Below are 24792 nucleotides of genomic sequence, written 5' to 3' on the forward strand. Positions count from 1 at the left end.
GACGCCATGACCGAGCTGGCCCGCCTGAAGTTCTATGCCACTCAACCTCATCCATGCAGCTATCTGCCGGAAGAACAGGCCACCACCCTGTTTCTCGACCCCAGCCAGCCCATGGACGTGCAGGTCTATGCCGAGCTGTCGGAACTGGGTTTTCGTCGCAGCGGTGACCACCTCTATCGGCCCCACTGCCAGCAGTGCACAGCCTGCATCCCGGCACGCATCCCGGCCACGCGCTTTACGGCAAATCGCCAGCAGCGGCGCATCATCAAGCGCAATCAGGACATCGTCGTTCGCTGCGTGCGCCCGGTATTCACTGAAGAGTATTACGCGCTCTATGTACGCTACATCGAGCAGCGCCACGCCGACGGCGACATGTACCCGCCGAGCCGCGAGCAGTTCTCGACCTTTCTGATTCGCGATCTGCCTTTTTCGCGCTTCTATGAGTTCCGCCTGCAAGACAAGCTGGTCGCCATCGCTGTCACCGACGTTCTGCCGAATGGCCTGTCGGCCGTCTACACCTTCTACGATCCGTCTGAAGAGCGCCGCAGCCTTGGCCGATTCGCCATCCTCTGGCAAATCGGCGAAACCTCGCGTCTGGGGCTGGAGGCCGTCTATCTCGGCTACTGGATCAAGAACTGCCGCAAGATGAACTACAAGACCCAGTATCGCCCCATCGAACTTTTCGTCAATCAGCGCTGGACGCTGCTTACCTAGCCGCTCTGCCAGCCATCCAAACGCTCGACAATCCAAGCCACTTGGCGCAGCCCCCTGTTTTCGGGCACAATGCACGCCGCTTTTGCCTGGCGCCAGTTGCACCGGGCCATTTCCTGGATACCGAGGGCTTTACTGCATGTCGAAAGAAGACAGCTTCGAAATGGAAGGCACTGTCGTCGACACCCTGCCCAACACCATGTTCCGCGTGGAGTTGGAAAACGGGCACGTCGTTACCGCGCACATCTCCGGCAAGATGCGCAAGAACTACATCCGCATTCTCACTGGTGACAAGGTGCGTGTTGAGCTGACACCTTATGACTTGAGCAAAGGTCGCATCACCTACCGCGCCCGTTAAGCCAAGCACCAAACGAAAACGCCCGGCTTATGCCGGGCGTTTTCGCTGGCTCAGCAAAAGCCGCCAGGGCTTTCGCTGAGCGTGAGGCCATTCGATCAGGCGACCTCCGCCGCCGTCTCGAACTCGAAGCTGGGCTCGCCATCCTTGATGTCGACGTGTACCACGCCGCCATGCTCGGCCAGCTCGCCGAAGAGGATTTCCTCTGCCAGCGGACGCTTGATCTTGTCCTGGATCAAACGCGCCATCGGCCGCGCGCCCATCATCACATCGTAACCGCGCTCGGCCAGCCAGCTGCGCGCCGCATCGCTGACTTCCAGCGTGACACGCTTGTCTTCCAGCTGCGCCTGCAGTTCGGTGAGGAACTTGTCGACGATGCTCTTGATGGTCTCGTGGCTCAGGCGACCGAACTGGATGATGGTATCCAGGCGGTTGCGGAACTCCGGCGTGAAGCTCTTCTTGATGACTTCCATGGCATCGGTGGAATGATCCTGCTGGGTGAAACCGATCGAGGCACGCGAGGCGGTTTCCGCACCGGCGTTGGTGGTCATGATCAGGATCACGTTGCGGAAATCCGCCTTGCGCCCGTTGTTGTCGGTCAGCGTGCCGTGGTCCATCACCTGCAGCAGCAGGTTGAAGACTTCCGGATGCGCCTTCTCGATCTCATCGAGCAACAGCACGCAGTGCGGCTGCTTGGTGATCGCCTCGGTGAGCAGGCCACCCTGGTCGAAACCGACATAACCGGGCGGCGCACCGATCAGGCGCGACACAGTATGGCGCTCCATGTACTCAGACATGTCGAAACGCACCAGCTCGATGCCCATGGCCTTGGCCAACTGCCGCGCTGCTTCGGTCTTGCCCACGCCCGTGGGGCCGGCGAACAGGAAGGAGCCGACCGGCTTGTCCGGCGCCTTGAGACCGGCACGCGACAGCTTGATGGCGGTGGAGAGCGAATCGATGGCGGCATCCTGACCGAAAACGGTGAGTTTCAGGTCACGCTCCAGATTACGCAGCAGCTCCTTGTCGGAACTCGATACGTGTTTTGGCGGAATCCGCGCGATCTTGGCGACGATGTCTTCGACCTGGGCGACCTCGATACGCGACACCCGCTTGTCTTCCGGCTGCAGACGCTGGTAGGCACCCGCCTCGTCGATCACGTCGATGGCCTTGTCCGGCATGTGCCGGTCATTGATGTAGCGCGCGGCCAGCTCGGCCGCTGCACGCAGGGCCTCCTCGCTGTACTCGATGTGGTGATGCTGCTCGAAGCGCGCCTTGAGCCCCTTGAGAATGCCGACAGTGTCCTCTACCGAAGGCTCGACCACGTCGACCTTCTGGAAGCGTCGCGCCAGCGCGCGGTCCTTCTCGAAGATACCGCGAAATTCCTGGAAGGTGGTGGAGCCGATGCAGCGAATCTCACCCGACGACAGCACCGGCTTGAGCAGGTTGGACGCATCCATGACCCCGCCCGACGCCGCGCCCGCACCAATGATGGTGTGGATCTCGTCGATGAAAAGGATGGCATGTGGACGCTTGCGCAGCTCATTGAGCAGCGCCTTGAAGCGCTTCTCGAAGTCGCCGCGATACTTGGTGCCGGCCAGCAGCGCACCGAGATCCAGCGAATACACCACGCTGTCGGCCAGCAGATCAGGCACCTGCTCGTCAACGATACGCTTGGCCAGACCTTCGGCGATGGCGGTCTTGCCGACACCGGCCTCGCCCACCAGCAGTGGATTGTTCTTGCGCCGACGCGCAAGGATCTGCGCAACGCGCTCGACTTCATGCTCACGCCCGACCAACGGGTCGATACGCCCCTGGCGGGCCAGCTCATTGAGATTGCTGGCGTAGGCATCCAATGGATTGCTGGAGGTAGAGGACTCGCCGCCCTCCTCATCCTGCATCTCCTGATCGTTCTCGTGGTGATCACCGTGCCCCGGCACCTTGGAGATGCCATGGGCGATGTAGTTGACCACATCGATGCGGGCCACACTCTGCTGTTTGAGCAGGAACACGGCCTGGCTTTCCTGCTCGCTGAAGATCGCGACCAGCACGTTGGCGCCGGTCACTTCACGCTTGCCGGAACTCTGCACATGGAACACCGCGCGTTGCAGAACACGCTGGAAACCCAGGGTTGGCTGGGTTTCGCGGTCTTCATCGTGCTGAGGAATCAATGGCGTGGTGGAGTCAATGAACTCCTGCAAATCGTGGCGTAGCTTGTCGAGGTTGGCCCCACAGGCCCGCAACACACTGGCGGCTGCCTCGTTGTCCAGCAAGGCGAGCAGCAGATGCTCGACCGTCATGAACTCATGACGCTTGGCACGGGCCTCCTTGAAAGCCAGATTGAGGGTGACTTCGAGCTCTCGATTCAACATAGCTTCACCTCATACCCAAGTGGCCGGCGTTAACCGTCCTTCTCTATTTCACAGAGTAGCGGATGCTGGCTCTCTCGCGCGTACTGGTTGACCTGCATTGCCTTGGTCTCCGCAATATCGCGGGTGTACACACCACATACCGCACGCCCTTCTGTATGGACGGCGAGCATGATCTTGGTTGCCAGCTCCCGGTTCATGCCGAAAAACGTTTCGAGCACTTCAACGACAAAATCCATCGGGGTGTAGTCGTCATTGAATAAGACCACCTTGTACATCGGTGGTGCCTGCAATGCTGGCTTGGATTCCTGAACAGCAATACCAGAGGAGTCATCCTCATGCTCTGCCGGGTGATCCTGATTGAATGTTAGTCGAATCTGGCTACTTGCATGCATGCTGAAATCAGAGGTTCAGGGCTGGGCGAACGGGGATGCTAGAGGGAGTTTGACTGAGTTCTCAGCCATCCGCCGTATAGCCTTGACTAACGGCAAAAGGGTGTTACAACAAATGAATACCCACTGGTGGGTATCAGGGATTCCACGCCTTCGCCCAGCCTGGTCGGTTATCGCGCGGAATGAAGTGGATGATACTCCAGAGATGGAGTCCTTTGCAGAGGGATATCAGCATGCTCAGCGGTAAGGTCAAGTGGTTCAACAACGCCAAAGGCTATGGATTCATCCTGGCCGACGGCCGAGATGAGGACCTGTTCGCCCACTACTCGGCCATCCAGATGGACGGCTATAAAACGCTCAAGGCCGGTCAGTCGGTCCGCTTCGAGATCGTGCAAGGCCCCAAAGGACTGCATGCGGTCAATATCAGCGCAGCCAGCGCCACTCAGGATGCCCCCGTGGCAGCCACCCAGACGCAGAGTATCGCGAGTACTGCCGAAGCCTGAGCATCCTAACCCACAGCTTCATCGAATACGAAGCACATGGATGTGCTGAACACGAAAAGGCCGGTCATTTGACCGGCCTTTTTTCACACCTTAATCAGCCTACATATGGCTGATCATCGCATCGCCGAACTCGGAGCACGACATCAACTTCGCACCCTCCATCAGACGTTCGAAGTCATAGGTCACGGTCTTCGCAGCGATGGCGCCGTTGGTGCCCTTGATGATCAGATCGGCCGCCTCGGCCCAGCCCATGTGACGCAACATCATCTCGGCCGAGAGAATGACCGAGCCCGGATTGACCTTGTCCTGGCCGGCGTATTTCGGCGCCGTGCCGTGAGTCGCCTCGAACATCGCCACGGAGTCGGAAAGGTTGGCACCCGGCGCGATACCGATGCCACCGACTTCGGCCGCCAGGGCGTCGGACAGATAGTCGCCATTGAGGTTGAGCGTGGCGATCACGTCATATTCGGCCGGACGCAGCAGGATCTGCTGCAGCATGGCGTCGGCAATCACGTCCTTGACCACGATACTCTTGCCGCTACGCGGGTTCTTGAACTGCATCCAAGGGCCGCCATCGAGCAACTCGGCACCGAATTCGTCACGTGCAATTTCGTAACCCCACTCTTTGAAGGCACCTTCGGTGAACTTCATGATGTTGCCTTTGTGCACCAGGGTTACCGAACTGCGATCGTTGTCCACGGCGTACTGCAGCGCCTTGCGCACAAGGCGCTTGGTGCCAGCTTCGGAAACCGGCTTGATGCCGATGCCGCACATGTCGGTGAAGCGGATCTTCTTGACGCCCATTTCCTCGGTGAGGAACTTGATGACCTTCTCGGCTTCGGGGCTGCCAGCCTTCCACTCGACGCCGGCGTAGATGTCCTCAGAGTTCTCGCGGAAGATCACCATGTCCACGTCACCCGGTTTCTTGACCGGGCTGGGCACGCCTTCGAACCAGCGTACCGGGCGCAGGCAGACATAAAGGTCGAGTTCCTGGCGCAGGGCCACGTTGAGCGAACGAATGCCGCCACCAACGGGCGTGGTCAGCGGGCCTTTGATCGAGACTACGTAATCACGCACGGCCTCGAGGGTTTCTTTCGGCAGCCAGGTGTCCTGATCGTAAACCTGAGTGGCTTTCTCGCCGGCATAAACCTCCATCCAGGAGATCTTGCGGGCGCCGCCGTAGGCCTTCGCCACCGCAGCGTCGACCACCTTGATCATCACCGGGGAAATATCGACACCAATACCATCACCCTCGATGAACGGGATGATCGGATTGTCTGGAACATTCAGCGACATATCGGCGTTGACGGTGATTTTGTCACCGCTGGCTGGCACCTGGATCTTTTGGTATCCCATGCTGGACTCCATCTTGTGGTTAGACAGTGTGCACTCCCGAGAGTAGCGCAAACCACGAACCACAGACACATGTGCAAAGGTCTTATTCAACTGGGCATTCTGCGGCGAGGTGCCGCAGTGGTATACTGCTTAGGTGACTAACGAGTCATAAGGGGTGACCTGTCTGGAACCAGGCAGCAACCTCTTGAAACCGGTAAACGGCAACCACTGTCTGCCGGCTCGAACTGCTCGACACTCTACGGGTGCATCCAACATCACCGCGGCGAGTCCTCGACCCGGCCCCGCCACCATGGGGCCCAGGCGCCTACCAGTGCAGGTCGAGTTTCTATGCGCGCTCAGCAAAGAAGAGAGTTAACCCTAAATGTCCACCCCTTCGAAGATCATCTACACCTTCACCGACGAAGCCCCGGCCCTTGCTACCTATTCGCTTCTGCCCATTGTAGAAGCCTTTGCCGCATCGGCTGACATCTCCGTTGAAACCCGCGACATCTCTCTTGCTGGACGGATCCTGGCAAGCTTTGCCGACCGCCTGGACGCCGACAAACGCATCGATGACGACCTGGCCAAACTGGCCGAACTGACTCTGCAAGCCGATGCCAACATCATCAAGCTGCCGAACATCAGCGCCTCCGTACCTCAGCTCAAGGCCGCCATCGCCGAGCTGCAGGCTCAGGGCTACGGCATTCCCGATTTCCCGGAAGACCCGCAAAGCGAAGAAGACAAGGAAGTTCGCGCCCGCTACGCCAAGATCCTGGGTAGCGCCGTCAACCCGGTTCTGCGCGAAGGCAACTCCGACCGCCGTGCTCCGGCCGCGGTAAAAGCCTATGCCCGCAAGCACCCGCACAGCATGGGCAAGTGGAGCATGGCCTCGCAGTCCCACGCCGACTACATGCGCGGCGGCGACTTCTTCTCCAGCGAGCAGTCGATCACCATGGCCAAGGCCGGTGATGTGCGCATCGAATTTGTCGGTAAGGACGGCAAGGTCGAGGTCAAGAAACAACTCGCCCTGCAGGAAGGCGAAGTGTTCGACAGCATGTTCATGAGTTGCCGCAAGCTGCGTGACTTCTTCGAGAAGACTCTGCAGGACTGCAAGGAAACCGGCGTGATGTGGTCCCTGCACGTCAAGGCGACCATGATGAAGGTCTCCCACCCGATCGTCTTCGGCCACGCTGTCAGCGTTTACTACAAAGACGTGTTCGACAAATACGGCGACCTGTTCAAGGAACTGGGCGTCAACCCGAACAACGGTATCAGCAGCGTCTACGACAAGATCAAGTCGCTGCCAGCCTCGCAGCAGGAAGAAATCCTGCATGACATCCACGAGGTCTACGCTCATCGCCCTGAAATGGCCATGGTCGATTCGGTCAAGGGCATTACCAACCTGCACATCCCGAGCGACGTCATCGTCGACGCCTCTATGCCTGCGATGATCCGCAACTCCGGCCAGATGTGGGGCAAGGATGGTAAGCAGAAAGACACCAAGGCTGTAATGCCTGAGAGCACCTACGCTCGCATCTATCAGGAAATGATCAACTTCTGCAAAACCAACGGTGCGTTCGACCCGACCACCATGGGCAGCGTGCCGAACGTTGGCCTGATGGCGCAGAAAGCCGAAGAATACGGCTCCCACGACAAGACCTTCGAAATGACCGCCGACGGCACCATGCGCGTCGTAGCTGCCGATGGCACCGTGCTGATGCAGCACGAAGTCGAAGCGGGCGATATCTGGCGCGCCTGCCAGACCAAGGACGCCCCGATCCGCGACTGGGTCAAGCTGGCCGTTACCCGTGCCCGTCAATCCGATACCCCGGCCATCTTCTGGCTGGACCCGGAGCGCGCCCATGATCGCGAGCTGCAGAAGAAAGTCGAGCTGTACCTCAAGGACCACGACCTGACTGGCCTGGACATCCGCATGATGGGCTACAACGAGGCCATCCGCGTCTCCATGGAGCGCATGATCCGCGGCCAGGACACCATCTCGGTCACCGGTAACGTGCTGCGTGACTACCTGACAGACCTGTTCCCGATCATGGAGCTGGGTACTTCGGCCAAGATGCTGTCTATCGTTCCGCTGATGGCGGGCGGCGGCATGTACGAAACCGGCGCCGGCGGTTCTGCGCCCAAGCACGTACAACAGCTGGTCGAAGAGAACTACCTGCGCTGGGATTCCCTGGGCGAGTTCCTGGCCCTGGCCGTATCGCTGGAAGAAACCGGCATCAAGACCAACAACGCCAAGGCCAAGGTACTGGGCAAGACCCTGGACCAGGCTACCGGCAAGCTGCTGGACAACAACAAGTCCCCGGCGCGCAAGGTCGGCGAGATCGACAACCGTGGCAGCCACTTCTACCTGGCGCTGTACTGGGCTCAAGCCCTGGCCGAGCAGAACGACGATGCCGAGCTGAAGGCTCACTTCGCGCCGCTGGCCAAGCAATTGACCGAGCAGGAAGCGACCATCGTTGCCGAACTGGCTGCCGTGCAAGGCAAGCCGGCTGAGATCGGTGGCTACTACCGTTCCAACCCCGAGCTGACAAGCAAGGTGATGCGCCCCAGCGCTACCTTCAACGCCGCTCTGGCTGCACTGAATGCCTGATAAGGCTTCAGCGTAACAAGAACCCCGGCCTTGCGCCGGGGTTCTTTATTTATAGATCTGGACAATCTTTGTAGGAGCGAGCTCTGCTCGCGAAGCTTTTTCGCGAGCAGAGCTCGCTCCTACAGAATTCTGCACGCTGATCGTTTTTTGGAGCACCGAAAATGGACTGGCAACCCCATATCACCGTGGCCACGGTGATCGAAGATGATGGCCGTTTCCTCTTCGTCGAAGAGTTCAAGGCTGGTCGTATGGTCCTCAACCAACCAGCCGGACATCTGGAAGCCAACGAGTCGCTGCGTGAAGCCGCAGTACGGGAAACACTCGAGGAGACCGGATGGAACGTGGAGCTGACCGCCCTGCTCGGCATCTATCTCTACACCGCACCGAGCAACGGCGTGACCTATCAACGCGTGTGCTTCAGCGCCCGCCCCGTAAGCCATGACCCCGAGCGCGAGCTGGATAGTGACATCAGCAGCATCACCTGGCTGACCCGTGACGAGCTGGCCGCACAACCCGAGCGCTGGCGCAGTGAGCTGGTTTTGCAGTGTGTTGACGATTATTTGGCCGGTATCAGCGGGCCACTGGAACTGGTGCGCAACTAAAGTCTGGCCCGGATGAAATCCGGGGTTGTCGTGCTCGCCGCGTCCAGACAATGAAGAGCGGAACGCTGGCCGCTCGTAGCCAAGCGGACAGTCCATCGCTGTAAAGCGCCACAAACACCCTACGGCGTACTGCTTCGCGACGACTGCATGGATGCAGGAGGTAGAGCGACGCAGGAAGCCAAAGCCGAGTACGCCCTACGGGCGGCAGGCTTTCTGGTAGACTCGGCAGCTTTTCAGGCTTCACTCGCAGACTCCCATGCAAGCACCTAGCACCCAACGCGTGATCGTCGGCATGTCCGGCGGCGTCGACTCGTCCGTTTCCGCCCTGCTGCTGATGGAGCAGGGTTACCAGGTCGAAGGCCTGTTCATGAAGAACTGGGACGAAGACGACGGCACCGAATACTGCACCGCCATGGATGACCTGGCCGACGCCCAGGCCGTATGCGACCGCATCGGCATCAAGCTGCACACCGCCAACTTCGCCGCCGAATACTGGGACAACGTGTTCGAGCACTTCCTGGCCGAATACAAGGCCGGGCGTACGCCGAACCCGGACATCCTGTGCAACCGCGAAATCAAGTTCAAAGCCTTTCTCGACTACGCCCTGTCGCTCGGTGCCGACCTGATCGCCACCGGTCACTACGTGCGTCGCCGCGATATCGATGGCCGTACCGAACTGCTCAAGGGGCTCGACCCGAACAAGGACCAGAGCTATTTCCTGCACGCCGTCGGCGGCGAGCAGATCGCCAAGACCCTGTTCCCGGTTGGCGAGCTGGAAAAGCCGCAGGTACGCGCCATCGCCGAGAAGTACGAGCTGGCCACGGCGAAGAAGAAGGACTCCACCGGCATCTGCTTCATCGGTGAGCGTCGCTTCAGTGATTTTCTCAAGCAGTACCTGCCGGCTCAGCCAGGTGACATCGAGACCACCGAGGGCCAGATCATCGGTCGTCATCATGGCCTGATGTACCACACCATCGGCCAGCGCCAGGGTCTTGGCATCGGGGGTCTCAAGGACGCCAGCGACGACCCCTGGTACGTGCTGCGCAAGGACCTGACGCGCAATGTACTGATCGTCGGCCAGGGCAACGAACACCCCTGGCTGTTCTCCCGCGCCCTGCTCGCCTCCGATATCTACTGGGTCAACCCAGTGGACTTGAGCAGCCCGCGCCGCCTGACCGCCAAGGTGCGCTACCGCCAGAACGACCAGCGCTGCACCCTGGAGAAGACCGAGACCGGCTATCGCGCCGTGTTCGACGAGCCGCAGCGCGCCGTCACTCCGGGTCAGTCCGTGGTGTTCTATGACGGCGAGGTGTGCCTGGGTGGTGGCGTTATCGAAACCGCAGAAGCCTGGTACGAGGACGCCCAATGAGTCCGCTGCAGGAGCAACTGGTCGCCCTCGGCGCCGTATTCGAAGCAGCAGTGCTGGCCGACAAGATCGCCCGCACCGGCCAGGTCAGCGAAGCCTCGATGGGCTGCATGCTCGGCAGCCTGCTGGTACGCGACCCGAAAAGCACGCTGGACGTCTACGGCGGTGACGACCTCAACCTGCGCGACGGTTATCGCGCACTGATCAGCTCGCTGGAGCGCAATCCATCCGCCCTGCAGCGCGAGCCGCTGCGCTATGCACTGGCGATGGTCGGTCTGGAACGCCAGCTGGACAAGCGTAGCGACATGCTGCAGGTGATGGGCAGTCGCCTCGACCAGATCCAGCAACAGGTCGAGCATTTCGGCCTGGTCCATGACAACGTCATCGCTGCGTGCGGCGGCCTGTACCAAGACACCATCAGCACCTTCCGCCAGCGCATTCAGGTGCATGGCGACATGCGCTTCCTGCAGCAACCGAACAACGCCGCGAAGATCCGCGCCCTGCTTCTCGCTGGCATTCGCTCGGCGCGCCTGTGGCGCCAGCTCGGCGGCCACCGCTGGCAGTTGGTGTTCAGCCGCAGCAAACTGCTCAAAGAACTCTACGAACTGACGCGAAACTGACCATGGAATCCGCCAGCCGCAGCGTAAAACCCCTACAGGGTGCCCTGCTGCTGGCGCTCTCGGCGCTGCTGTTCGCTTTTACCGGCGTCGGCATCCGCGAGATATCCAGCAGCGTCAACAACGAGTCGGTGGTGTTCTTCCGCAACCTGGTCGGCGTGTTGTTCTTCCTGCCCCTGCTGCTGGTGCGTGGCGTTCGCCCGCTACGCACGACCCGCCTGAAATCCCATCTGTGGCGCACCACCTACGGCCTGGCGGCGATGTACTGCTTCTTCTACGCCATCGCCCACCTGCCGTTAGCCGACGCCATGCTGTTCACCTACTCGGCGCCGGTGTTCACCCCGCTGATCGCACATATCTGGCTGAAGGAGCCGCTGACTCGACGCATGCTGGTCAGCAGCCTGATCGGTTTGTGCGGCGTGCTGCTGGTGGCCAAACCCAGCACCGCCCTGTTCGAGGGGCCCGCCCTGTTTGGCCTGGCCGCCAGCCTGCTGGCGGCCTTCGCCTTCGTCTCCATCCGCGAAATGAGCGACAGCGAACCGGCCACGCGCATCGTCTTCTATTTCTCGCTGTTCAGTGCACTGTTCTCCGCCATCCCACTGACCTGGAGCTGGCAACCACTGGATACCACGCAACTGAGCTGGCTGCTGGGCATCGGCCTGCTGGCCACCGCCAGCCAGGTGATCATGTCGCGCGCCTACGGCCTGGCGCCGCCGGGGCTGATAGGGCCGGTCGCCTACCTGGCCATCGTCTTCGCCGGCATCATCGCCTGGCTGCTCTGGGGCGAGACGCCAGACTCCCTGTCACTGCTCGGCGCAGCGCTGATCTTTGCCGCCAGTCTGTTATCGGTCGCACGACGCAGGACATAGGCGGCCACGCGCCGGTTTTCATGTATGATATGCGCCCTTTTCGCCAGAGGTCGTCCAGGCACCTGAGCTAGCGCCCGCTTCACTGAAGCAGGCACGACGCGCAGCGACCCCGGATGGCTTATCAGCCCGACAGCTCGAGAACGCCTACATGCAGCTTTCCTCGCTCACCGCGGTTTCCCCCGTCGACGGCCGCTACGCCGGCAAAACCAGCGCCCTGCGCCCTATCTTCAGCGAATACGGTCTGATCCGTAGCCGCGTACTGGTCGAAGTGCGCTGGCTGCAGCGCCTGGCCGCCCACGAGGGCATCCCGGAAGTCGCGCCCTTCTCCGCCGAAGCCAACGCCCTGCTCAACGAGCTGGCCGAGAACTTCGCCGTCGAGCACGCCGAGCGCGTCAAGGAAATCGAGCGCACCACCAACCACGACGTCAAGGCCGTGGAGTACCTGCTCAAGGAACAGGCTGCCAAGCTGCCGGAGCTGGACAAGGTCAGCGAGTTCATCCACTTCGCCTGCACCAGCGAGGACATCAACAACCTGTCCCACGCCCTGATGCTGCGTGAAGGCCGTGACAGCGTGCTGCTGCCGCTGATGAAACAACTGGCAGACGCCATTCGTGAACTGGCAGTGAAGTTCGCTGACGTGCCGATGCTATCGCGCACCCATGGCCAGCCGGCTTCGCCGACCACCCTGGGCAAGGAACTGGCCAACGTCGTCTACCGCCTGGAGCGCCAGATCGCTCAGGTTGCCGCCGTGCCGCTGCTGGGCAAGATCAACGGCGCCGTGGGCAACTACAACGCCCACCTGTCGGCCTACCCGAGCATCGACTGGGAAGCCAACGCGCGTCAGTTCATCGAAGGTGACCTGGGCCTGACCTGGAACCCCTACACCACCCAGATCGAGCCGCACGACTACATCGCCGAGCTGTTCGACGCCATCGCTCGCTTCAACACCATCCTGATCGACTTCGACCGCGACGTCTGGGGCTACATCTCCCTCGGTTACTTCAAGCAGAAGACCGTGGCTGGCGAGATCGGCTCCTCGACCATGCCGCACAAGGTCAACCCGATCGACTTCGAAAACTCCGAAGGCAACCTGGGCATCGCCAACGCAATCTTCCAGCACCTGGCCAGCAAACTGCCGATCTCCCGCTGGCAGCGTGACCTGACCGACTCCACCGTGCTGCGTAACCTGGGTGTCGGCTTCGCTCACAGCGTCATCGCTTACGAAGCCAGCCTCAAGGGAATCAGCAAGTTGGAGCTCAATGCTCAGAAAATTGCTGAAGACCTGGATGCCTGCTGGGAAGTGCTCGCCGAGCCGATCCAGACCGTCATGCGTCGCTACGCCATCGAGAACCCGTACGAGAAGCTCAAGGAGCTGACCCGCGGCAAGGGCATCAGCCCCGAGGCCCTGCTGGCCTTTATTGACGGCCTGGACATGCCGACCGCCGCCAAGGAAGAGCTCAAGCAACTGACTCCGGCGCGCTACATCGGTAACGCCGTGGCCCAGGCCAAGCGGATCTAAGCGCGATCAGCCTCGAGGACGCCCGGCTGAGCCGGGCGTTTTTGTTTTAAGGTTTTTATCTATTTCAAGGGCTTACTGATGAATCCTGATACTCCGCTGCAATTGCTGGGTGGCCTCACAGCCCGTGAATTCCTGCGTGACTACTGGCAGAAGAAGCCGCTGCTGGTGCGCCAGGCGATCCCGGGCTTCGAAAGCCCGATCAGCCCCGACGAACTGGCCGGTCTGGCACTGGAAGAAGAAGTCGAATCGCGCCTGGTGATCGAGCACGGCGAACGCCCCTGGGAGCTGCAGCGCGGCCCGTTCAATGAGGACACCTTCCAGGACCTGCCCGAGCGCGACTGGACGCTGCTGGTGCAGGCCGTCGACCAGTTCGTGCCGGAAGTGGCGGAGCTGCTGGAAGACTTCAAGTTCCTGCCCAAATGGCGCATCGACGATCTGATGATCAGCTTCGCCGCGCCCGGCGGCGGCGTCGGCCCGCATTTCGACAACTACGACGTATTCCTGCTGCAGGCGCACGGTCATCGCCGCTGGCAAGTTGGCCAGATGTGCGATTCCGACAGCCCGCTGCTCCCCCACGCCGATCTGAAGATCCTGGCTCAATTCGAACCAACCGATGAATGGGTGCTGGCACCCGGCGACATGCTCTACCTGCCGCCACGCCTCGCCCACTGTGGCACCGCTGAGGATGATTGCATGACCTATTCCGTGGGCTTCCGCGCGCCGAGCGCCGCCGAAGTACTGACCCATTTCACTGATTTTCTCGGCCAGTTCCTGCCCGACGAAGAGCGTTACAGCGATGCCGACATCCAGCCGAGCGAGGACCCCAACCAGATCCAGCGCGACGCCCTGGAGCGCCTCAAGGCGCTGCTCAACGAGCACATGAGTGACGAACGCCTGCTGATGACCTGGTTCGGCCAGTTCATGACCGAGCCCAAGTACCCCGAGCTGGTCGCCGGCATCGAGATCGAGGAAGAAGACTTCCTCGGCGCCCTGGAAGATGGCGCGATCCTGATCCGCAACCCCAGCGCACGTATGGCCTGGTCGGAAGTCGGTGAAGACCTGGTGCTGTTCGCCAGCGGCCAGAGCCGCCTGGTTTCGGCCCGCCTGCGTGAGCTGCTGAAGCTGATCTGCAGCGCCGATGCGTTACATGTGGAAAACCTCGGCGCCTGGCTGGCCGACGACGAGGGGCGTACTCTGCTGTGGGAACTGGTCAAACAAGGCAGCCTGGGATTTGCCGATGAGTGAGATCACTGTCCGTGTCGCGGACTGGCATAGGGACAATGCCGAGCTTCGTCGTATCCGCGACAGCGTTTTCGTCGCCGAGCAATCGGTGCCGCCGGAACTGGAGTGGGACGCCGAAGATACCGACGCCGTGCATTTTCTCGCCGAGGAAGGCGATTACCCGGTTGGCACCGCACGTCTGCTACCCGACGGCCATATCGGTCGCGTGTCGGTGCTCAAGGACTGGCGCGGCCTCAAGGTCGGCGAGAAACTGATGCAGGCGGTGATCGCCGAAGCGGAAAAACGCGGCCTGCATCAGCAAATGCTCACCGCTCAGGTGCACGCGACACCGTTCTATGAAAGGCTAGGCTTCAGGATTGTCAGCGACGAGTACCTCGACGCCGGCATACCGCACGTGGATATGGTGCGCACCAGCCAGTAGAGGCCGAAATGAACGACAAAGACGCCCCGGTCGAACCAATCGATACGCCAGATCCCGTTGAGCTGGCGGCCATCGAATTCGAGTCGCCGGGGCGTTTTGTCGTGCACAACCCCGCCCCCGTCACGCCAGATGCGGCGCAATGGGAGCCGGCCCCGTTCACACTCGGCCAGCACGAGCGCCTGGAGCGCTTCAGCCAGCCACAGCAGGCTCGCGCCCACATCCTGGCGTTGATCCAACAGGCCCAGCGCAGCCTGTGCCTGTACAGCGATGACCTGGAGCCCTGGCTCTATCACCACAGCAGTGTGCAGCAGGCGTGCACCCGGTTCTTGCTGAGCAGCCCACGAGCGCGCCTGCGTATCCTGCTACGCGACCCAACTCGCGCCGTGAAGGAAGGCCATCGTCTGCTCGCTCTGTCACGCCGATTGTCCTCCAACCTGCATATCCGCAAGCTTCATCCGGACTACGCCAACGAGGAGCTGGCCTACCTGATTGCCGATGACAGAGGCATGTTCCTGCGGCCTGAACTCGATCAACAATCCGGCTACGCGCTGTACAACGACCCGGCGCGCGTGCGCCAACGCCAGGCCCAGTTCGACCAGGCCTGGGACACCAGCATCACCGACCCTGACCTGCGGAGCTTTCTGCTATGACCCTGCGCACGCTGTTCGCCGCCCTGCTTCTCGGCCTATGCCTGCCACTGCAAGCGGCTACCGAGGTAATCCCGCTGAATTACCGCACCGCCGACGACGTACTCGGCGTGGTGCAATCGATGCTCGGCAACGAGGGCAAGGTCAGCGCTTATGGCAACCAACTGATCGTCAATGCATCACCGGCCAAGATCGGCGAGGTGCGCGTGCTGCTGCAGCAACTCGACACCCGCCCGCGGCGCCTGCTGATCACCGTCGAAAGCGCTGACAGCAATTACCAGAACGACCGCGGCTATCGCGTCGACGGCACCCTCAGCTCCGGCAATGCCGAGGTTCAGGTCGGCCGTGGCGAAGTGAACGGTCGCGACCAGGTGCGCATCATCCGCCGCAGCACCGACAGCCGTGGTGGCGGCACCCAGCAGGTACAGGCAACCGAAGGCTATCCGGCACTGATTCAGGTCGGTCAGAGCGTGCCGCTGACCACCACCAGTACCGGCCCGTACGGCCAGGTTTACCAGGACACCCAGTATCGCGACGTGACTCGGGGTTTCTACGTGACAGCCAGCCTCTCTGGCGAACTCGTCCACGTTGCCATCAACAGCCAGCGCGATCGCGTCAGCAACAGCCGCGCCGGCGTGATCGACGTGCAAAGCACCGACACGCGCGTCAGCGGTCGTCTCGGCGAGTGGATTACCCTGGGCGGCGTCAGCGAGGAAACCAGCTCCAGCAGCCGTGACGTGTTGCGTCGACACACCACCCAGGGCCGCGAGGACATGTCGCTGCGCCTTAAGGTCGAAGCGATCGACTGACACCCCCGACCAAAGTCGCATCCCTTTCCCTCGCAAGAACCATAGACAACTCACGCAACCCGCGAAATGTCTGAAACGCCCACCCCATGGGCCGCACAGCGTGACCAGGCAGTCGCCGACTGAATATGTAGTAGTTTTAAAAAACCACTACAAAACGTTTGACGAAGCATTTTCCCAGAGGCATGATGGCCTCGCTCCCGCTAGCCAGGGGTCCTGAAAAGGATCTCCAGACCGCCCGCGAAGTACTTCGCGACGGTCCGTGTCCCAACAGCCCACAAGGCCGTACGACGAGGTTGCGACTGGAACGAAGTTGTCCTGAGGGACGGGGAAGCGTTTAGCGTCAGACAGATCGAAAACCCAGCAGGTGCCCAAGGTTTCCACGAGCCAACCGGCAAACGCGACGTTCTCGAAATGCTCGCCACATCCCCCTCCTCGCGGTCAATCCTCGCCCCAGCCGTATTCTCGCCGTCAAAGTGGAAGCCTCCCGCAGCCGCTGCATCCGTGCACGCATTGCGTGGGTAGTCGGTGCTCAACCAACACATTTTTTGAAGGATTGACCATGTCCGCATATCAAAACGACATCAAGGCTGTAGCCGCTCTGAAAGAGAAGTTCGGCAGCAGCTGGAGCGCTATCAACCCCGAGTCCGTCGCCCGTATGCGCGCTCAGAACCGCTTCAAGACCGGTCTGGAAATCGCTCAGTACACCGCTGACATCATGCGCAAGGACATGGAAGAGTACGACGCAGACTCCTCCGTCTACACCCAGTCCCTGGGCTGCTGGCACGGCTTCATCGGTCAGCAGAAGCTGATCTCGATCAAGAAGCACCTGAAGACCACCAACAAGCGCTACCTCTACCTGTCCGGCTGGATGGTTGCTGCTCTGCGCTCCGACTTCGGCCCGCTGCCGGATCAGTCGATGCACGAGAAGACTGCCGTCTCCGACCTGATCGAAGAGCTGTACACCTTCCTGCGCCAGGCCGACAGCCGTGAACTGGACCTGCTGTTCACCGCGCTGGACGCCGCTCGTGATGCTGGCGACCACGCCAAGGCTGCCGAGATCCAGAACCAGATCGACAACTACGAAACGCACATTGTCCCGATCATCGCCGACATTGATGCGGGTTTCGGTAACCCGGAAGCCACCTACCTGCTGGCCAAGCGCATGATCGAAGCCGGTGCCTGCTGCATCCAGATCGAGAACCAGGTTTCCGACGAGAAGCAGTGCGGCCACCAGGACGGTAAAGTGACCGTTCCTCACGCCGACTTCCTCGCCAAGATCGCTGCCGTTCGCTACGCCTTCCTCGAACTGGGCATCGACAACGGCGTGATCGTCGCTCGTACCGACTCCCTGGGTGCAGGCCTGACCAAGCAGATCGCCGTGACCAAAGAGCCGGGCGACCTGGGCGACCTGTACAACAGCTTCCTCGATTGCGAAGAAGTGTCCGCTGCCGACCTGGGCAACGGCGATGTCGTAATCAACCGCGGCGGCAAACTGCTGCGTCCGAAGCGCCTTCCGTCCAACCTGTTCCAGTTCCGTGCTGGCACTGGCGAAGACCGCTGCGTACTGGACTGCATCACTAGCCTGCAGAACGGCGCCGACCTGCTGTGGATCGAAACCGAGAAGCCGCACGTTGGCCAGATCAAGGCCATGGTTGACCGCATCCGCGAAGTCATCCCGAATGCCAAGCTGGTTTACAACAACAGCCCGTCCTTCAACTGGACGCTGAACTTCCGTCAGCAGGTGTTCGACGCCATGGTTGCCGAAGGCAAGGATGTTTCCGCCTACGACCGCGCCAAGCTGATGAGCGTCGAGTACGACGAGACCGAGCTGGCTCAGATCGCCGACGAGAAGATCCGTACCTTCCAGCGCGATGGTTCTGCCCACGCCGGCATCTTCCACCACCTGATCACCCTGCCGACCTACCACACTGCGGCTCTGTCCACCGACAACCTGGCCAAGGGCTACTTCGCCGACCAGGGCATGCTGGCCTACGTGAAAGGTGTTCAGCGTCAGGAACTGCGTCAGGGTATCGCCTGCGTCAAGCACCAGAACATGGCTGGCTCCGACATCGGCGACAACCACAAGGAGTACTTCGCTGGCGAAGCTGCTCTGAAGGCGAGCGGTAAAGACAACACCATGAACCAGTTCCACTAAGTACGGTTCACCTGCTGCGGAGCACGCATCCGCAGCAGCCTGTTTGCCTAATCTGCCCCGGCTTGCCGGGGCTTTTTTCGTCTGCATTTATTGTCCAGGCAAACCAGTCTTTCAGCTCCTAGGCTCAAATGACGCCTCCTGGAACCTGCCTATGCCCTCGCCTCGTTACGCCCTGCTATTGGGCAGCTGCCGACGCCTCAAGCCGCGCAAGCCAGCCCGACGCCTGCATCGTCGCCCCTCAGCACGGAGCAGCTGCAACTGCTGGCCCACCCGGAAATCCAGCAACAGGAACAACGCCTGGGATTTCATCAGCGCTATAGAGACTTCATCGAGCACGCCAAACAGCTCGACGCCGAAAAGCGCGAAGCACAGGCGGAGGACCTGAGCAAAGGGCTCGATGCAATGGAGCAGCGAGGCGAGCTTGCATTGAGCGAGACCCTGCTGCTACAGATTGCCCTGATCAAGGCCGTCAGCGAGGACGAAGCTGAGCAGAAAAACACGCGCCGAAGCGCTGATCAAACGCTATCAGGTCATCAGCTCAAAGCGCGAAGCCAGGCTGGAGCAGCAGCCTGACCCCAACTTCGAGCGCTACAGGCCGAGGAATAACGCATCGTCGAGGAGGTGCTCGAACTGCAGAACATCCCCGATGGACTCACACGCGACCAATATCTACGACAACGCCTGCAAGAGGCCCGCGAGCTCAATTACCGACAAGCACCCAATGGCTGATCGCGGCGACAACCCCAGTTGTCGCCGCGCTGGTTCCACCCCTGTTCAGAGCATCTGGTCCAGCAGGTAATAAAGCAGATTGAAGGGTTTGTTGCGGTCAGCCAATTCCGCGCTGGCAGGCGCGCTCAGGAGCAGCAGGAGAATGGCTGGAATGTCGCGTAGCAAGGCGCGGACGACAGGCATGGCAAACCCCTCATGTTGTTATGCATGCGAAGGATCGGCATACCCAGGCAGGGGCGACTGCGCAGACCCAGCGGATGGCGGGTACTGCTCAATCAGAAAGGCATCGCCCCACGGCGATTCATGCACGCTAGTACAAGATCCGGTGTGCGGCACACCAGCATGAATAACATTTGGTGATATGTAAGCCTGTGAATTATGCGCTGTAGGAATTTAACGGCACGCTCTGCTGCTTTCGCCTTAACACCAAAGTGGCAGCGAATTGCTCATCTCGCCGAGGGCAATTACGCTGCGAAATGAGGCAAATTAGCCGGATGAATGCGCCTTGAAATTGCCAGAGCAGAGTCATCAGCTATAGTCCTGAAACGCCAGCCCACACGGCTCGCTTCAGAATTACACCGATGCGACAAATCAATCAGAAATGATCGAATTTCAGGAATAATTTTCTCCGAAAAATTTACTTACAATTGGCCTGCACATAGTATTGTATACACACTTCGCGCCAACGCCCTCGACGGTGTCTGGTCGCTAAATAGATTAAAAGCCGTTCCTTAATTCAAGGAGTACCGGCATGCCTGATGCGGTAACGACCATGTCCCAGAACTGGGCTTTCGCTGTTTTCTTGCTGGGTGTCTGCGGGCTCATCGCCTTCATGCTCGGTCTTTCCAGCCTGCTCGGCAGCAAGGCCTGGGGGCGCAGCAAGAACGAACCCTTCGAGTCGGGCATGCTTCCCACCGGCAGCGCGCGCCTGCGCCTGTCAGCCAAGTTCTATCTGGTCGCGATGCTCTTCGTGATCTTCGACGTTGAAGCCCTCTATCTCTTCGCTTGGGCAGTCTCGGTGCGCGAAAGCGGCTGGGCGGGCCTGATCGAAGCTACAGTTTTCATAGCAATTCTGTTGGCAGGTCTTGTCTATCTTTGGCGTATCGGCGCGCTCGATTGGGCGCCGCAGGGACGTCGTGAACGGCAGGCGAAGCTAAAACAATGAGGCTTTGGCGATGCAATACAAACTTACTCGGGTCGACCCGAATGCGCCCAACGAGGCGTATCCGATCGGCCAGCGGGAGGTCGTCTCCGACCCGCTGCTAGAGGATCAGGTTCACAAGAACATCTACATGGGCAAGCTCTCGGACGTGCTTAACGGCGCGGTCAACTGGGGGCGCAAGAATTCCTTGTGGCCGTACAACTTCGGCCTGTCCTGCTGCTATGTGGAAATGACCACCGCCTTCACCGCCCCGCATGACGTGGCGCGTTTCGGTGCGGAAGTCATTCGCGCATCACCCCGCCAGGCCGACTTCATGGTCATCGCCGGCACCTGCTTCATCAAGATGGCGCCGGTCATCCAGCGTCTCTACGAGCAGATGCTGGAGCCCAAGTGGGTCATCTCCATGGGTTCATGCGCCAACTCCGGCGGCATGTACGACATCTACTCGGTCGTTCAGGGCGTGGACAAGTTCCTCCCCGTGGACGTCTACATTCCCGGCTGCCCGCCCCGCCCCGAGGCGTTCCTGCAAGGCTTGATGCTGCTGCAGGAATCCATCGGCCAGGAGCGCCGCCCGCTATCCTGGGTCGTTGGCGATCAAGGCATCTACCGTGCCGAAATGCCTTCGCAGAAGGAACAGCGACGCGAGCAGCGAATCGCCGTTACCAACCTGCGTAGCCCCGACGAAGTCTGAGCCGATGCTTGCCTGCGCGAGCGTCATGCCCACTTTCTACGTTGATCGACAGCGACCGAGACCATGACTCAAGACACCGTTGTGTCCATACCGCCTTACAAGGCTGACGACCAGGACGTCGTCGCCGAACTGCGCGCCCGCTTTGGCGACGACAGTTTCACCCTGCAAGCGACCCGCACCGGCATGCCGGTTCTCTGGGTCGCCCGTGAGCGCCTTATCGAAGTGCTCACCTGCCTGCGCAACCTGCCGCGTCCCTACGTGATGCTCTATGACCTGCACGGCGTCGACGAACGCCTGCGTACCCAGCGTCGCGGCCTGCCGGACGCCGACTTCACGGTGTTCTATCACCTGATGTCGCTGGAGCGTAATAGTGACGTGATGATCAAGGTCGCCTTGTCCGAGCGCGACCTCAACCTGCCCACCGCCACCGGTATCTGGCCCAACGCCAACTGGTACGAGCGCGAAGTCTGGGATCTGTACGGCATCACCTTCACCGGCCACCCGCACCTGAGCCGCATCATGATGCCGCCGACCTGGGAAGGTCACCCGCTGCGCAAGGACTACCCGGCGCGCGCCACCGAATTCGATCCGTTCAGCCTGACCCTGGCCAAGCAGCAGCTTGAGGAAGAGGCAGCGCGCTTCCGCCCCGAAGACTGGGGCATGAAACGCGGCGGTGAGCACGAGGACTACATGTTCCTCAACCTCGGCCCCAACCACCCGTCCGCCCACGGCGCATTCCGTATCATCCTGCAGCTCGACGGCGAAGAGATCGTCGATTGCGTGCCGGAGATCGGCTACCACCACCGTGGTGCCGAGAAGATGGCCGAACGGCAGAGCTGGCATAGCTTCATCCCCTACACCGATCGCATCGACTACCTCGGCGGGGTGATGAACAACCTGCCCTACGTGCTCTCGGTGGAGAAACTCGCCGGCATCAAGGTGCCGGCCCGTGTCGACTTCATTCGCGTGATGATGGCCGAGTTCTTCCGCATCACCAGTCACCTGCTGTTCCTCGGCACCTATATCCAGGACGTCGGCGCCATGACCCCGGTGTTCTTCACCTTCACCGACCGCCAGCGCGCCTACAAGGTGATCGAAGCCATCACCGGCTTCCGCCTGCACCCGGCCTGGTACCGCATCGGCGGCGTCGCCCATGACCTGCCGCGCGGTTGGGACAAGCTGGTCAAGGAATTCGTCGACTGGCTGCCCAAGCGCCTCGACGAATACGAAAAAGCGGCGCTGAAGAACAGCATCCTCAAGGCCCGTACCATCGGTGTAGCGCAGTACAACACCAAGGAAGCGCTGGAATGGGGCACCACCGGTGCCGGCCTGCGCGCCACCGGTTGCGACTTCGACCTGCGCAAGGCTCGCCCCTATTCCGGCTACGAGCACTTCGAGTTTGAGGTACCGCTGGCGGCCAATGGTGACGCCTACGACCGCTGCATGGTGCGCGTAGAGGAGATGCGCCAGAGCATCCGCATCATCGACCAGTGCCTGAAGAACATGCCGGAAGGCCCGTACAAGGCCGATCACCCGCTGACCACGCCGCCGCCGAAAGAACGCACGCTGCAGCACATCGAAACCCTGATCACCCACTTCCTGCAGGTTTCCTGGGGCCCGGTCATGCCGGCCAACGAAGCCTTCCAGATGATCGAGGCGACCAAGGGCATCAACAGCTACTACCTGACGAGCGACGGCAGCACCATGAGCTACCGCACCCGGATTCGCACCCCCAGCTTCGCCCACCTGCAGCAGATCCCTTCGGTGATTCGCGGCAGCATGGTGGCGGATCTGATCGCCTATCTGGGCAGTATCGACTTCGTCATGGCCGACGTGGACCGCTGATCATGAATACGCTAATTCAGACCGACCGTTTCACCCTCAGCGAAACCGAGCGCTCGGCCATCGAGCACGAGATGCATCACTACGAAGACCCGCGCGCCGCCAGCATCGAGGCGCTGAAGATCGTGCAGAAGCAGCGCGGCTGGGTGCCGGACGGCGCTGCTGACGCCATTGGCGCGATCCTCGGCATTCCCGCCAGCGACGTCGAGGGCGTGGCCACCTTCTATAGCCAGATATTCCGTCAGCCGGTGGGCCGCCACGTGATTCGCGTGTGCGACAGCATGACCTGCTACATCGGCGGCCATGAATCGGTGGTCAGTGAAATGCAGAAGCAGCTCGGCATCGGCCTTGGCCAGACCACCAGCGATGAGCGTTTCACCCTGTTGCCGGTGTGCTGCCTGGGCAACTGCGACAAGGCTCCGGCGGTGATGATCGACGACGACACCTTCGGCGATGTTCAACCTGACGGCGTCGCCAAGCTGCTGGAGGCCTACAAATGAAAACGCTGACCTCCATCGGCCCAGCCAACCGCATCACTCGTAGCGAAGAAACCCATCCGCTGACCTGGCGCCTGCGTGACGACGCCCAGCCGGTATGGCTGGAGGAATACCAGCAGAAGAACGGCTACACGGCCGCACGCAAGGCACTGACCGAGATGGCCCAGGCCGACATCGTGCAGACGGTCAAGGAATCCGGCCTCAAGGGGCGCGGTGGTGCAGGCTTCCCCACGGGGGTGAAGTGGGGCCTGATGCCGGCTGACGAATCCATGAACATCCGCTACCTGCTGTGCAACGCGGACGAAATGGAGCCCAACACCTGGAAAGACCGAATGCTCATGGAACAGCTACCCCACCTGCTGGTGGAAGGCATGCTGATCTCCGCGCGCGCGCTCAAGGCTTATCGCGGCTACATCTTCCTGCGCGGCGAATACGTCGATGCCGCGGCCAACCTCAACCGCGCCATCGATGAAGCCAAGGCTGCCGGCCTGCTGGGCAAGAACATCTTTGGCAGCGGCTTCGATTTCGAGCTGTTCGTCCACACAGGCGCTGGGCGCTACATCTGCGGCGAAGAAACCGCGCTGATCAACTCGCTGGAAGGCCGCCGCGCCAACCCTCGCGCCAAGCCGCCCTTCCCCGCTGCTGTCGGCGTGTGGGGCAAGCCCACCTGCGTGAATAACGTGGAAACCCTGTGCAACGTGCCGGCCATCATTGGCCAGGGCGTCGAGTGGTACAAGGGCCTCGCCCGTCCGGGCAGCGAAGACCACGGCACCAAGCTGATGGGCTTCTCCGGCAAGGTGAAGAACCCCGGCCTGTGGGAACTGCCGTTCGGCGTCACGGCGCGCGAGCTGTTCGAGGATTACGCCGGCGGCATGCGCGATGGCTACACGCTCAAATGCTGGCAGCCCGGCGGCGCCGGTACCGGATTCCTGCTGCCCGAGCATCTGGAGGCGCAGATGTACGCCGGCGGTATCGCCAAGGTCGGCACGCGCATGGGCACCGGCCTGGCGCTGGCGGTCGACGACTCGATCAACATGGTTTCCCTGCTGCGCAACATGGAAGAGTTCTTCGCCCGCGAGTCCTGTGGCTGGTGCACGCCGTGCCGCGACGGCCTGCCGTGGAGCGTGAAGATCCTCCGCGCCCTGGAACGCAAGCAAGGTACCGCCGAAGACATCCAGACCCTGCTCGGCCTGGTCAACTTCCTCGGCCCGGGCAAGACCTTCTGCGCGCATGCGCCAGGCGCCGTGGAGCCGTTGGGCAGTGCCATCAAGTATTTCCGTGAAGAGTTCGAGGCTGGTGTGGCCCAGGTGGCGAGTACGCCCCGCACGCCGGCAACCGCGAACTGAACAGA

Annotated in this window: 24 protein-coding genes; 20 read left to right on the plus strand and 4 right to left on the minus strand. The window is 61.1% G+C overall.

The genetic code is table 11. The features are described 5' to 3' along the window. Positions 1-6 precede the first annotated feature (6 nt). Both ACNFCJ_RS18805 and infA read left to right on the plus strand, forming a co-directional pair. The gene (locus tag ACNFCJ_RS18805; RefSeq protein ID WP_416772996.1) at positions 7-714 is read left to right on the plus strand and encodes an arginyltransferase; all 708 of its coding nucleotides are present in this window, start codon (positions 7-9) and stop codon (positions 712-714) included. A gap of 136 nt (positions 715-850) precedes the next feature. Next, positions 851-1069, plus strand: a complete 219-nt coding sequence (gene infA / locus ACNFCJ_RS18810) for a translation initiation factor IF-1 (RefSeq protein ID WP_002553999.1) — start codon at positions 851-853, stop codon at positions 1067-1069. Between the two features lie 95 nt (positions 1070-1164). Here infA and clpA read toward each other — a convergent pair whose 3' ends face one another. Both clpA and clpS read right to left on the minus strand, forming a co-directional pair. Then, on the minus strand, positions 1165-3435 hold the full coding sequence (gene clpA, locus ACNFCJ_RS18815) for an ATP-dependent Clp protease ATP-binding subunit ClpA (protein ID WP_416772998.1): 2271 nt from the start codon (positions 3433-3435) through the stop codon (positions 1165-1167). 29 nt (positions 3436-3464) lie between these two features. After that, on the minus strand, positions 3465-3827 hold the full coding sequence (gene clpS / locus ACNFCJ_RS18820) for an ATP-dependent Clp protease adapter ClpS (RefSeq protein ID WP_003460431.1): 363 nt from the start codon (positions 3825-3827) through the stop codon (positions 3465-3467). A 230-nt stretch (positions 3828-4057) separates the two neighbouring features. Between clpS and cspD the strand changes: the two genes are divergently transcribed. After that, a complete protein-coding gene (cspD, locus tag ACNFCJ_RS18825; protein ID WP_416772999.1) occupies positions 4058-4327 on the plus strand; it encodes a cold shock domain-containing protein CspD in 270 nt (89 codons plus the stop codon). Positions 4328-4426: 99 nt separating this feature from the next. On the opposite strand, the gene icd is transcribed toward cspD, so the two are convergent. Continuing rightward, positions 4427-5683, minus strand: a complete 1257-nt coding sequence (gene icd, locus ACNFCJ_RS18830) for an NADP-dependent isocitrate dehydrogenase (protein WP_416773000.1) — start codon at positions 5681-5683, stop codon at positions 4427-4429. 361 nt (positions 5684-6044) lie between these two features. On the opposite strand from icd, the gene ACNFCJ_RS18835 reads away from it, so the two are divergent. The 12 genes from ACNFCJ_RS18835 (at position 6045) to ACNFCJ_RS18890 (ending at position 19093) form a co-directional block, all read left to right on the plus strand. Next, the gene (locus ACNFCJ_RS18835) at positions 6045-8273 is read left to right on the plus strand and encodes an NADP-dependent isocitrate dehydrogenase (protein ID WP_143503827.1); all 2229 of its coding nucleotides are present in this window, start codon (positions 6045-6047) and stop codon (positions 8271-8273) included. A gap of 161 nt (positions 8274-8434) precedes the next feature. Then, complete coding sequence (locus ACNFCJ_RS18840; protein WP_343350189.1) at positions 8435-8875, plus strand: NUDIX hydrolase; 441 nt, start codon at positions 8435-8437, stop codon at positions 8873-8875. Positions 8876-9131: 256 nt separating this feature from the next. Then, positions 9132-10244: a tRNA 2-thiouridine(34) synthase MnmA gene (mnmA, locus tag ACNFCJ_RS18845; protein WP_416773002.1), complete on the plus strand. Its 1113-nt coding sequence runs from the start codon at positions 9132-9134 to the stop codon at positions 10242-10244. Continuing rightward, the gene (gene hflD, locus ACNFCJ_RS18850; protein WP_125835023.1) at positions 10241-10861 is read left to right on the plus strand and encodes a high frequency lysogenization protein HflD; all 621 of its coding nucleotides are present in this window, start codon (positions 10241-10243) and stop codon (positions 10859-10861) included. The genes mnmA and hflD overlap by 4 nt, the downstream gene beginning before the upstream one ends. A gap of 2 nt (positions 10862-10863) precedes the next feature. After that, the gene (locus tag ACNFCJ_RS18855; protein ID WP_416773003.1) at positions 10864-11727 is read left to right on the plus strand and encodes a DMT family transporter; all 864 of its coding nucleotides are present in this window, start codon (positions 10864-10866) and stop codon (positions 11725-11727) included. Between the two features lie 148 nt (positions 11728-11875). Next, on the plus strand, positions 11876-13246 hold the full coding sequence (gene purB, locus ACNFCJ_RS18860; RefSeq protein WP_416773005.1) for an adenylosuccinate lyase: 1371 nt from the start codon (positions 11876-11878) through the stop codon (positions 13244-13246). A 78-nt stretch (positions 13247-13324) separates the two neighbouring features. Continuing rightward, positions 13325-14491, plus strand: coding sequence for a JmjC domain-containing protein (locus tag ACNFCJ_RS18865; RefSeq protein WP_416773006.1), 1167 nt, complete (start codon positions 13325-13327; stop codon positions 14489-14491). Beyond that, the gene (locus ACNFCJ_RS18870; protein ID WP_036999437.1) at positions 14484-14909 is read left to right on the plus strand and encodes a GNAT family N-acetyltransferase; all 426 of its coding nucleotides are present in this window, start codon (positions 14484-14486) and stop codon (positions 14907-14909) included. Before ACNFCJ_RS18865 ends, ACNFCJ_RS18870 begins: the two co-directional genes overlap by 8 nt. An 8-nt stretch (positions 14910-14917) precedes the next feature. Then, positions 14918-15559, plus strand: a complete 642-nt coding sequence (locus ACNFCJ_RS18875; protein ID WP_416773008.1) for a histone acetyltransferase HPA2 — start codon at positions 14918-14920, stop codon at positions 15557-15559. Beyond that, positions 15556-16365 carry a secretin N-terminal domain-containing protein gene (locus tag ACNFCJ_RS18880; RefSeq protein WP_416773010.1) on the plus strand — a complete coding sequence of 270 codons (810 nt, stop codon included), beginning with the start codon at positions 15556-15558 and terminating at the stop codon, positions 16363-16365. Before ACNFCJ_RS18875 ends, ACNFCJ_RS18880 begins: the two co-directional genes overlap by 4 nt. A 559-nt stretch (positions 16366-16924) precedes the next feature. Then, the gene (locus ACNFCJ_RS18885) at positions 16925-18520 is read left to right on the plus strand and encodes an isocitrate lyase (RefSeq protein WP_416773011.1); all 1596 of its coding nucleotides are present in this window, start codon (positions 16925-16927) and stop codon (positions 18518-18520) included. 426 nt (positions 18521-18946) lie between these two features. Then, positions 18947-19093: a hypothetical protein gene (locus ACNFCJ_RS18890; protein ID WP_416773012.1), complete on the plus strand. Its 147-nt coding sequence runs from the start codon at positions 18947-18949 to the stop codon at positions 19091-19093. A gap of 201 nt (positions 19094-19294) precedes the next feature. On the opposite strand, the gene ACNFCJ_RS18895 is transcribed toward ACNFCJ_RS18890, so the two are convergent. After that, a complete protein-coding gene (locus ACNFCJ_RS18895; RefSeq protein WP_416773013.1) occupies positions 19295-19432 on the minus strand; it encodes a hypothetical protein in 138 nt (45 codons plus the stop codon). Between the two features lie 568 nt (positions 19433-20000). On the opposite strand from ACNFCJ_RS18895, the gene ACNFCJ_RS18900 reads away from it, so the two are divergent. The 5 genes from ACNFCJ_RS18900 to nuoF all read left to right on the plus strand — a co-directional run bounded on the left by ACNFCJ_RS18900 (position 20001) and on the right by nuoF (position 24787). Then, the gene (locus ACNFCJ_RS18900) at positions 20001-20414 is read left to right on the plus strand and encodes an NADH-quinone oxidoreductase subunit A (RefSeq protein WP_024308132.1); all 414 of its coding nucleotides are present in this window, start codon (positions 20001-20003) and stop codon (positions 20412-20414) included. 10 nt (positions 20415-20424) lie between these two features. Next, the gene (locus ACNFCJ_RS18905; RefSeq protein WP_013715478.1) at positions 20425-21102 is read left to right on the plus strand and encodes a NuoB/complex I 20 kDa subunit family protein; all 678 of its coding nucleotides are present in this window, start codon (positions 20425-20427) and stop codon (positions 21100-21102) included. A 63-nt stretch (positions 21103-21165) separates the two neighbouring features. Then, a complete protein-coding gene (gene nuoC, locus ACNFCJ_RS18910) occupies positions 21166-22947 on the plus strand; it encodes an NADH-quinone oxidoreductase subunit C/D (protein WP_181564471.1) in 1782 nt (593 codons plus the stop codon). A gap of 2 nt (positions 22948-22949) precedes the next feature. Continuing rightward, a complete protein-coding gene (gene nuoE / locus ACNFCJ_RS18915; RefSeq protein WP_416773015.1) occupies positions 22950-23444 on the plus strand; it encodes an NADH-quinone oxidoreductase subunit NuoE in 495 nt (164 codons plus the stop codon). Continuing rightward, entirely contained in the window at positions 23441-24787 is a 1347-nt protein-coding gene (gene nuoF, locus ACNFCJ_RS18920) for an NADH-quinone oxidoreductase subunit NuoF (protein WP_416773017.1), read from the plus strand. The genes nuoE and nuoF overlap by 4 nt, the downstream gene beginning before the upstream one ends. Positions 24788-24792 lie beyond the last annotated feature (5 nt).

The organism is Pseudomonas sp. NY15364 (assembly GCF_048068235.1).
Classification (GTDB): Bacteria; Pseudomonadota; Gammaproteobacteria; order Pseudomonadales; family Pseudomonadaceae; genus Aquipseudomonas; species Aquipseudomonas mendocina_D.

Coding starts and splice junctions, on each gene's coding strand:
- icd (WP_416773000.1), bottom strand. CDS start 5,683: ATGGGATACCAAAAGATCCAGGTGCCAGCCAGCGGTGACAAAATCACC.
- ACNFCJ_RS18870 (WP_036999437.1), top strand. CDS start 14,484: ATGAGTGAGATCACTGTCCGTGTCGCGGACTGGCATAGGGACAATGCC.
- nuoF (WP_416773017.1), top strand. CDS start 23,441: ATGAAAACGCTGACCTCCATCGGCCCAGCCAACCGCATCACTCGTAGC.
- ACNFCJ_RS18875 (WP_416773008.1), top strand. CDS start 14,918: ATGAACGACAAAGACGCCCCGGTCGAACCAATCGATACGCCAGATCCC.
- ACNFCJ_RS18895 (WP_416773013.1), bottom strand. CDS start 19,432: ATGCCTGTCGTCCGCGCCTTGCTACGCGACATTCCAGCCATTCTCCTG.
- ACNFCJ_RS18840 (WP_343350189.1), top strand. CDS start 8,435: ATGGACTGGCAACCCCATATCACCGTGGCCACGGTGATCGAAGATGAT.
- nuoE (WP_416773015.1), top strand. CDS start 22,950: ATGAATACGCTAATTCAGACCGACCGTTTCACCCTCAGCGAAACCGAG.
- cspD (WP_416772999.1), top strand. CDS start 4,058: ATGCTCAGCGGTAAGGTCAAGTGGTTCAACAACGCCAAAGGCTATGGA.
- ACNFCJ_RS18855 (WP_416773003.1), top strand. CDS start 10,864: ATGGAATCCGCCAGCCGCAGCGTAAAACCCCTACAGGGTGCCCTGCTG.
- ACNFCJ_RS18835 (WP_143503827.1), top strand. CDS start 6,045: ATGTCCACCCCTTCGAAGATCATCTACACCTTCACCGACGAAGCCCCG.
- ACNFCJ_RS18885 (WP_416773011.1), top strand. CDS start 16,925: ATGTCCGCATATCAAAACGACATCAAGGCTGTAGCCGCTCTGAAAGAG.
- ACNFCJ_RS18805 (WP_416772996.1), top strand. CDS start 7: ATGACCGAGCTGGCCCGCCTGAAGTTCTATGCCACTCAACCTCATCCA.
- mnmA (WP_416773002.1), top strand. CDS start 9,132: ATGCAAGCACCTAGCACCCAACGCGTGATCGTCGGCATGTCCGGCGGC.
- ACNFCJ_RS18865 (WP_416773006.1), top strand. CDS start 13,325: ATGAATCCTGATACTCCGCTGCAATTGCTGGGTGGCCTCACAGCCCGT.
- ACNFCJ_RS18905 (WP_013715478.1), top strand. CDS start 20,425: ATGCAATACAAACTTACTCGGGTCGACCCGAATGCGCCCAACGAGGCG.
- nuoC (WP_181564471.1), top strand. CDS start 21,166: ATGACTCAAGACACCGTTGTGTCCATACCGCCTTACAAGGCTGACGAC.
- ACNFCJ_RS18900 (WP_024308132.1), top strand. CDS start 20,001: ATGCCTGATGCGGTAACGACCATGTCCCAGAACTGGGCTTTCGCTGTT.
- clpS (WP_003460431.1), bottom strand. CDS start 3,827: ATGCATGCAAGTAGCCAGATTCGACTAACATTCAATCAGGATCACCCG.
- purB (WP_416773005.1), top strand. CDS start 11,876: ATGCAGCTTTCCTCGCTCACCGCGGTTTCCCCCGTCGACGGCCGCTAC.
- infA (WP_002553999.1), top strand. CDS start 851: ATGTCGAAAGAAGACAGCTTCGAAATGGAAGGCACTGTCGTCGACACC.
- hflD (WP_125835023.1), top strand. CDS start 10,241: ATGAGTCCGCTGCAGGAGCAACTGGTCGCCCTCGGCGCCGTATTCGAA.
- clpA (WP_416772998.1), bottom strand. CDS start 3,435: ATGTTGAATCGAGAGCTCGAAGTCACCCTCAATCTGGCTTTCAAGGAG.
- ACNFCJ_RS18880 (WP_416773010.1), top strand. CDS start 15,556: ATGACCCTGCGCACGCTGTTCGCCGCCCTGCTTCTCGGCCTATGCCTG.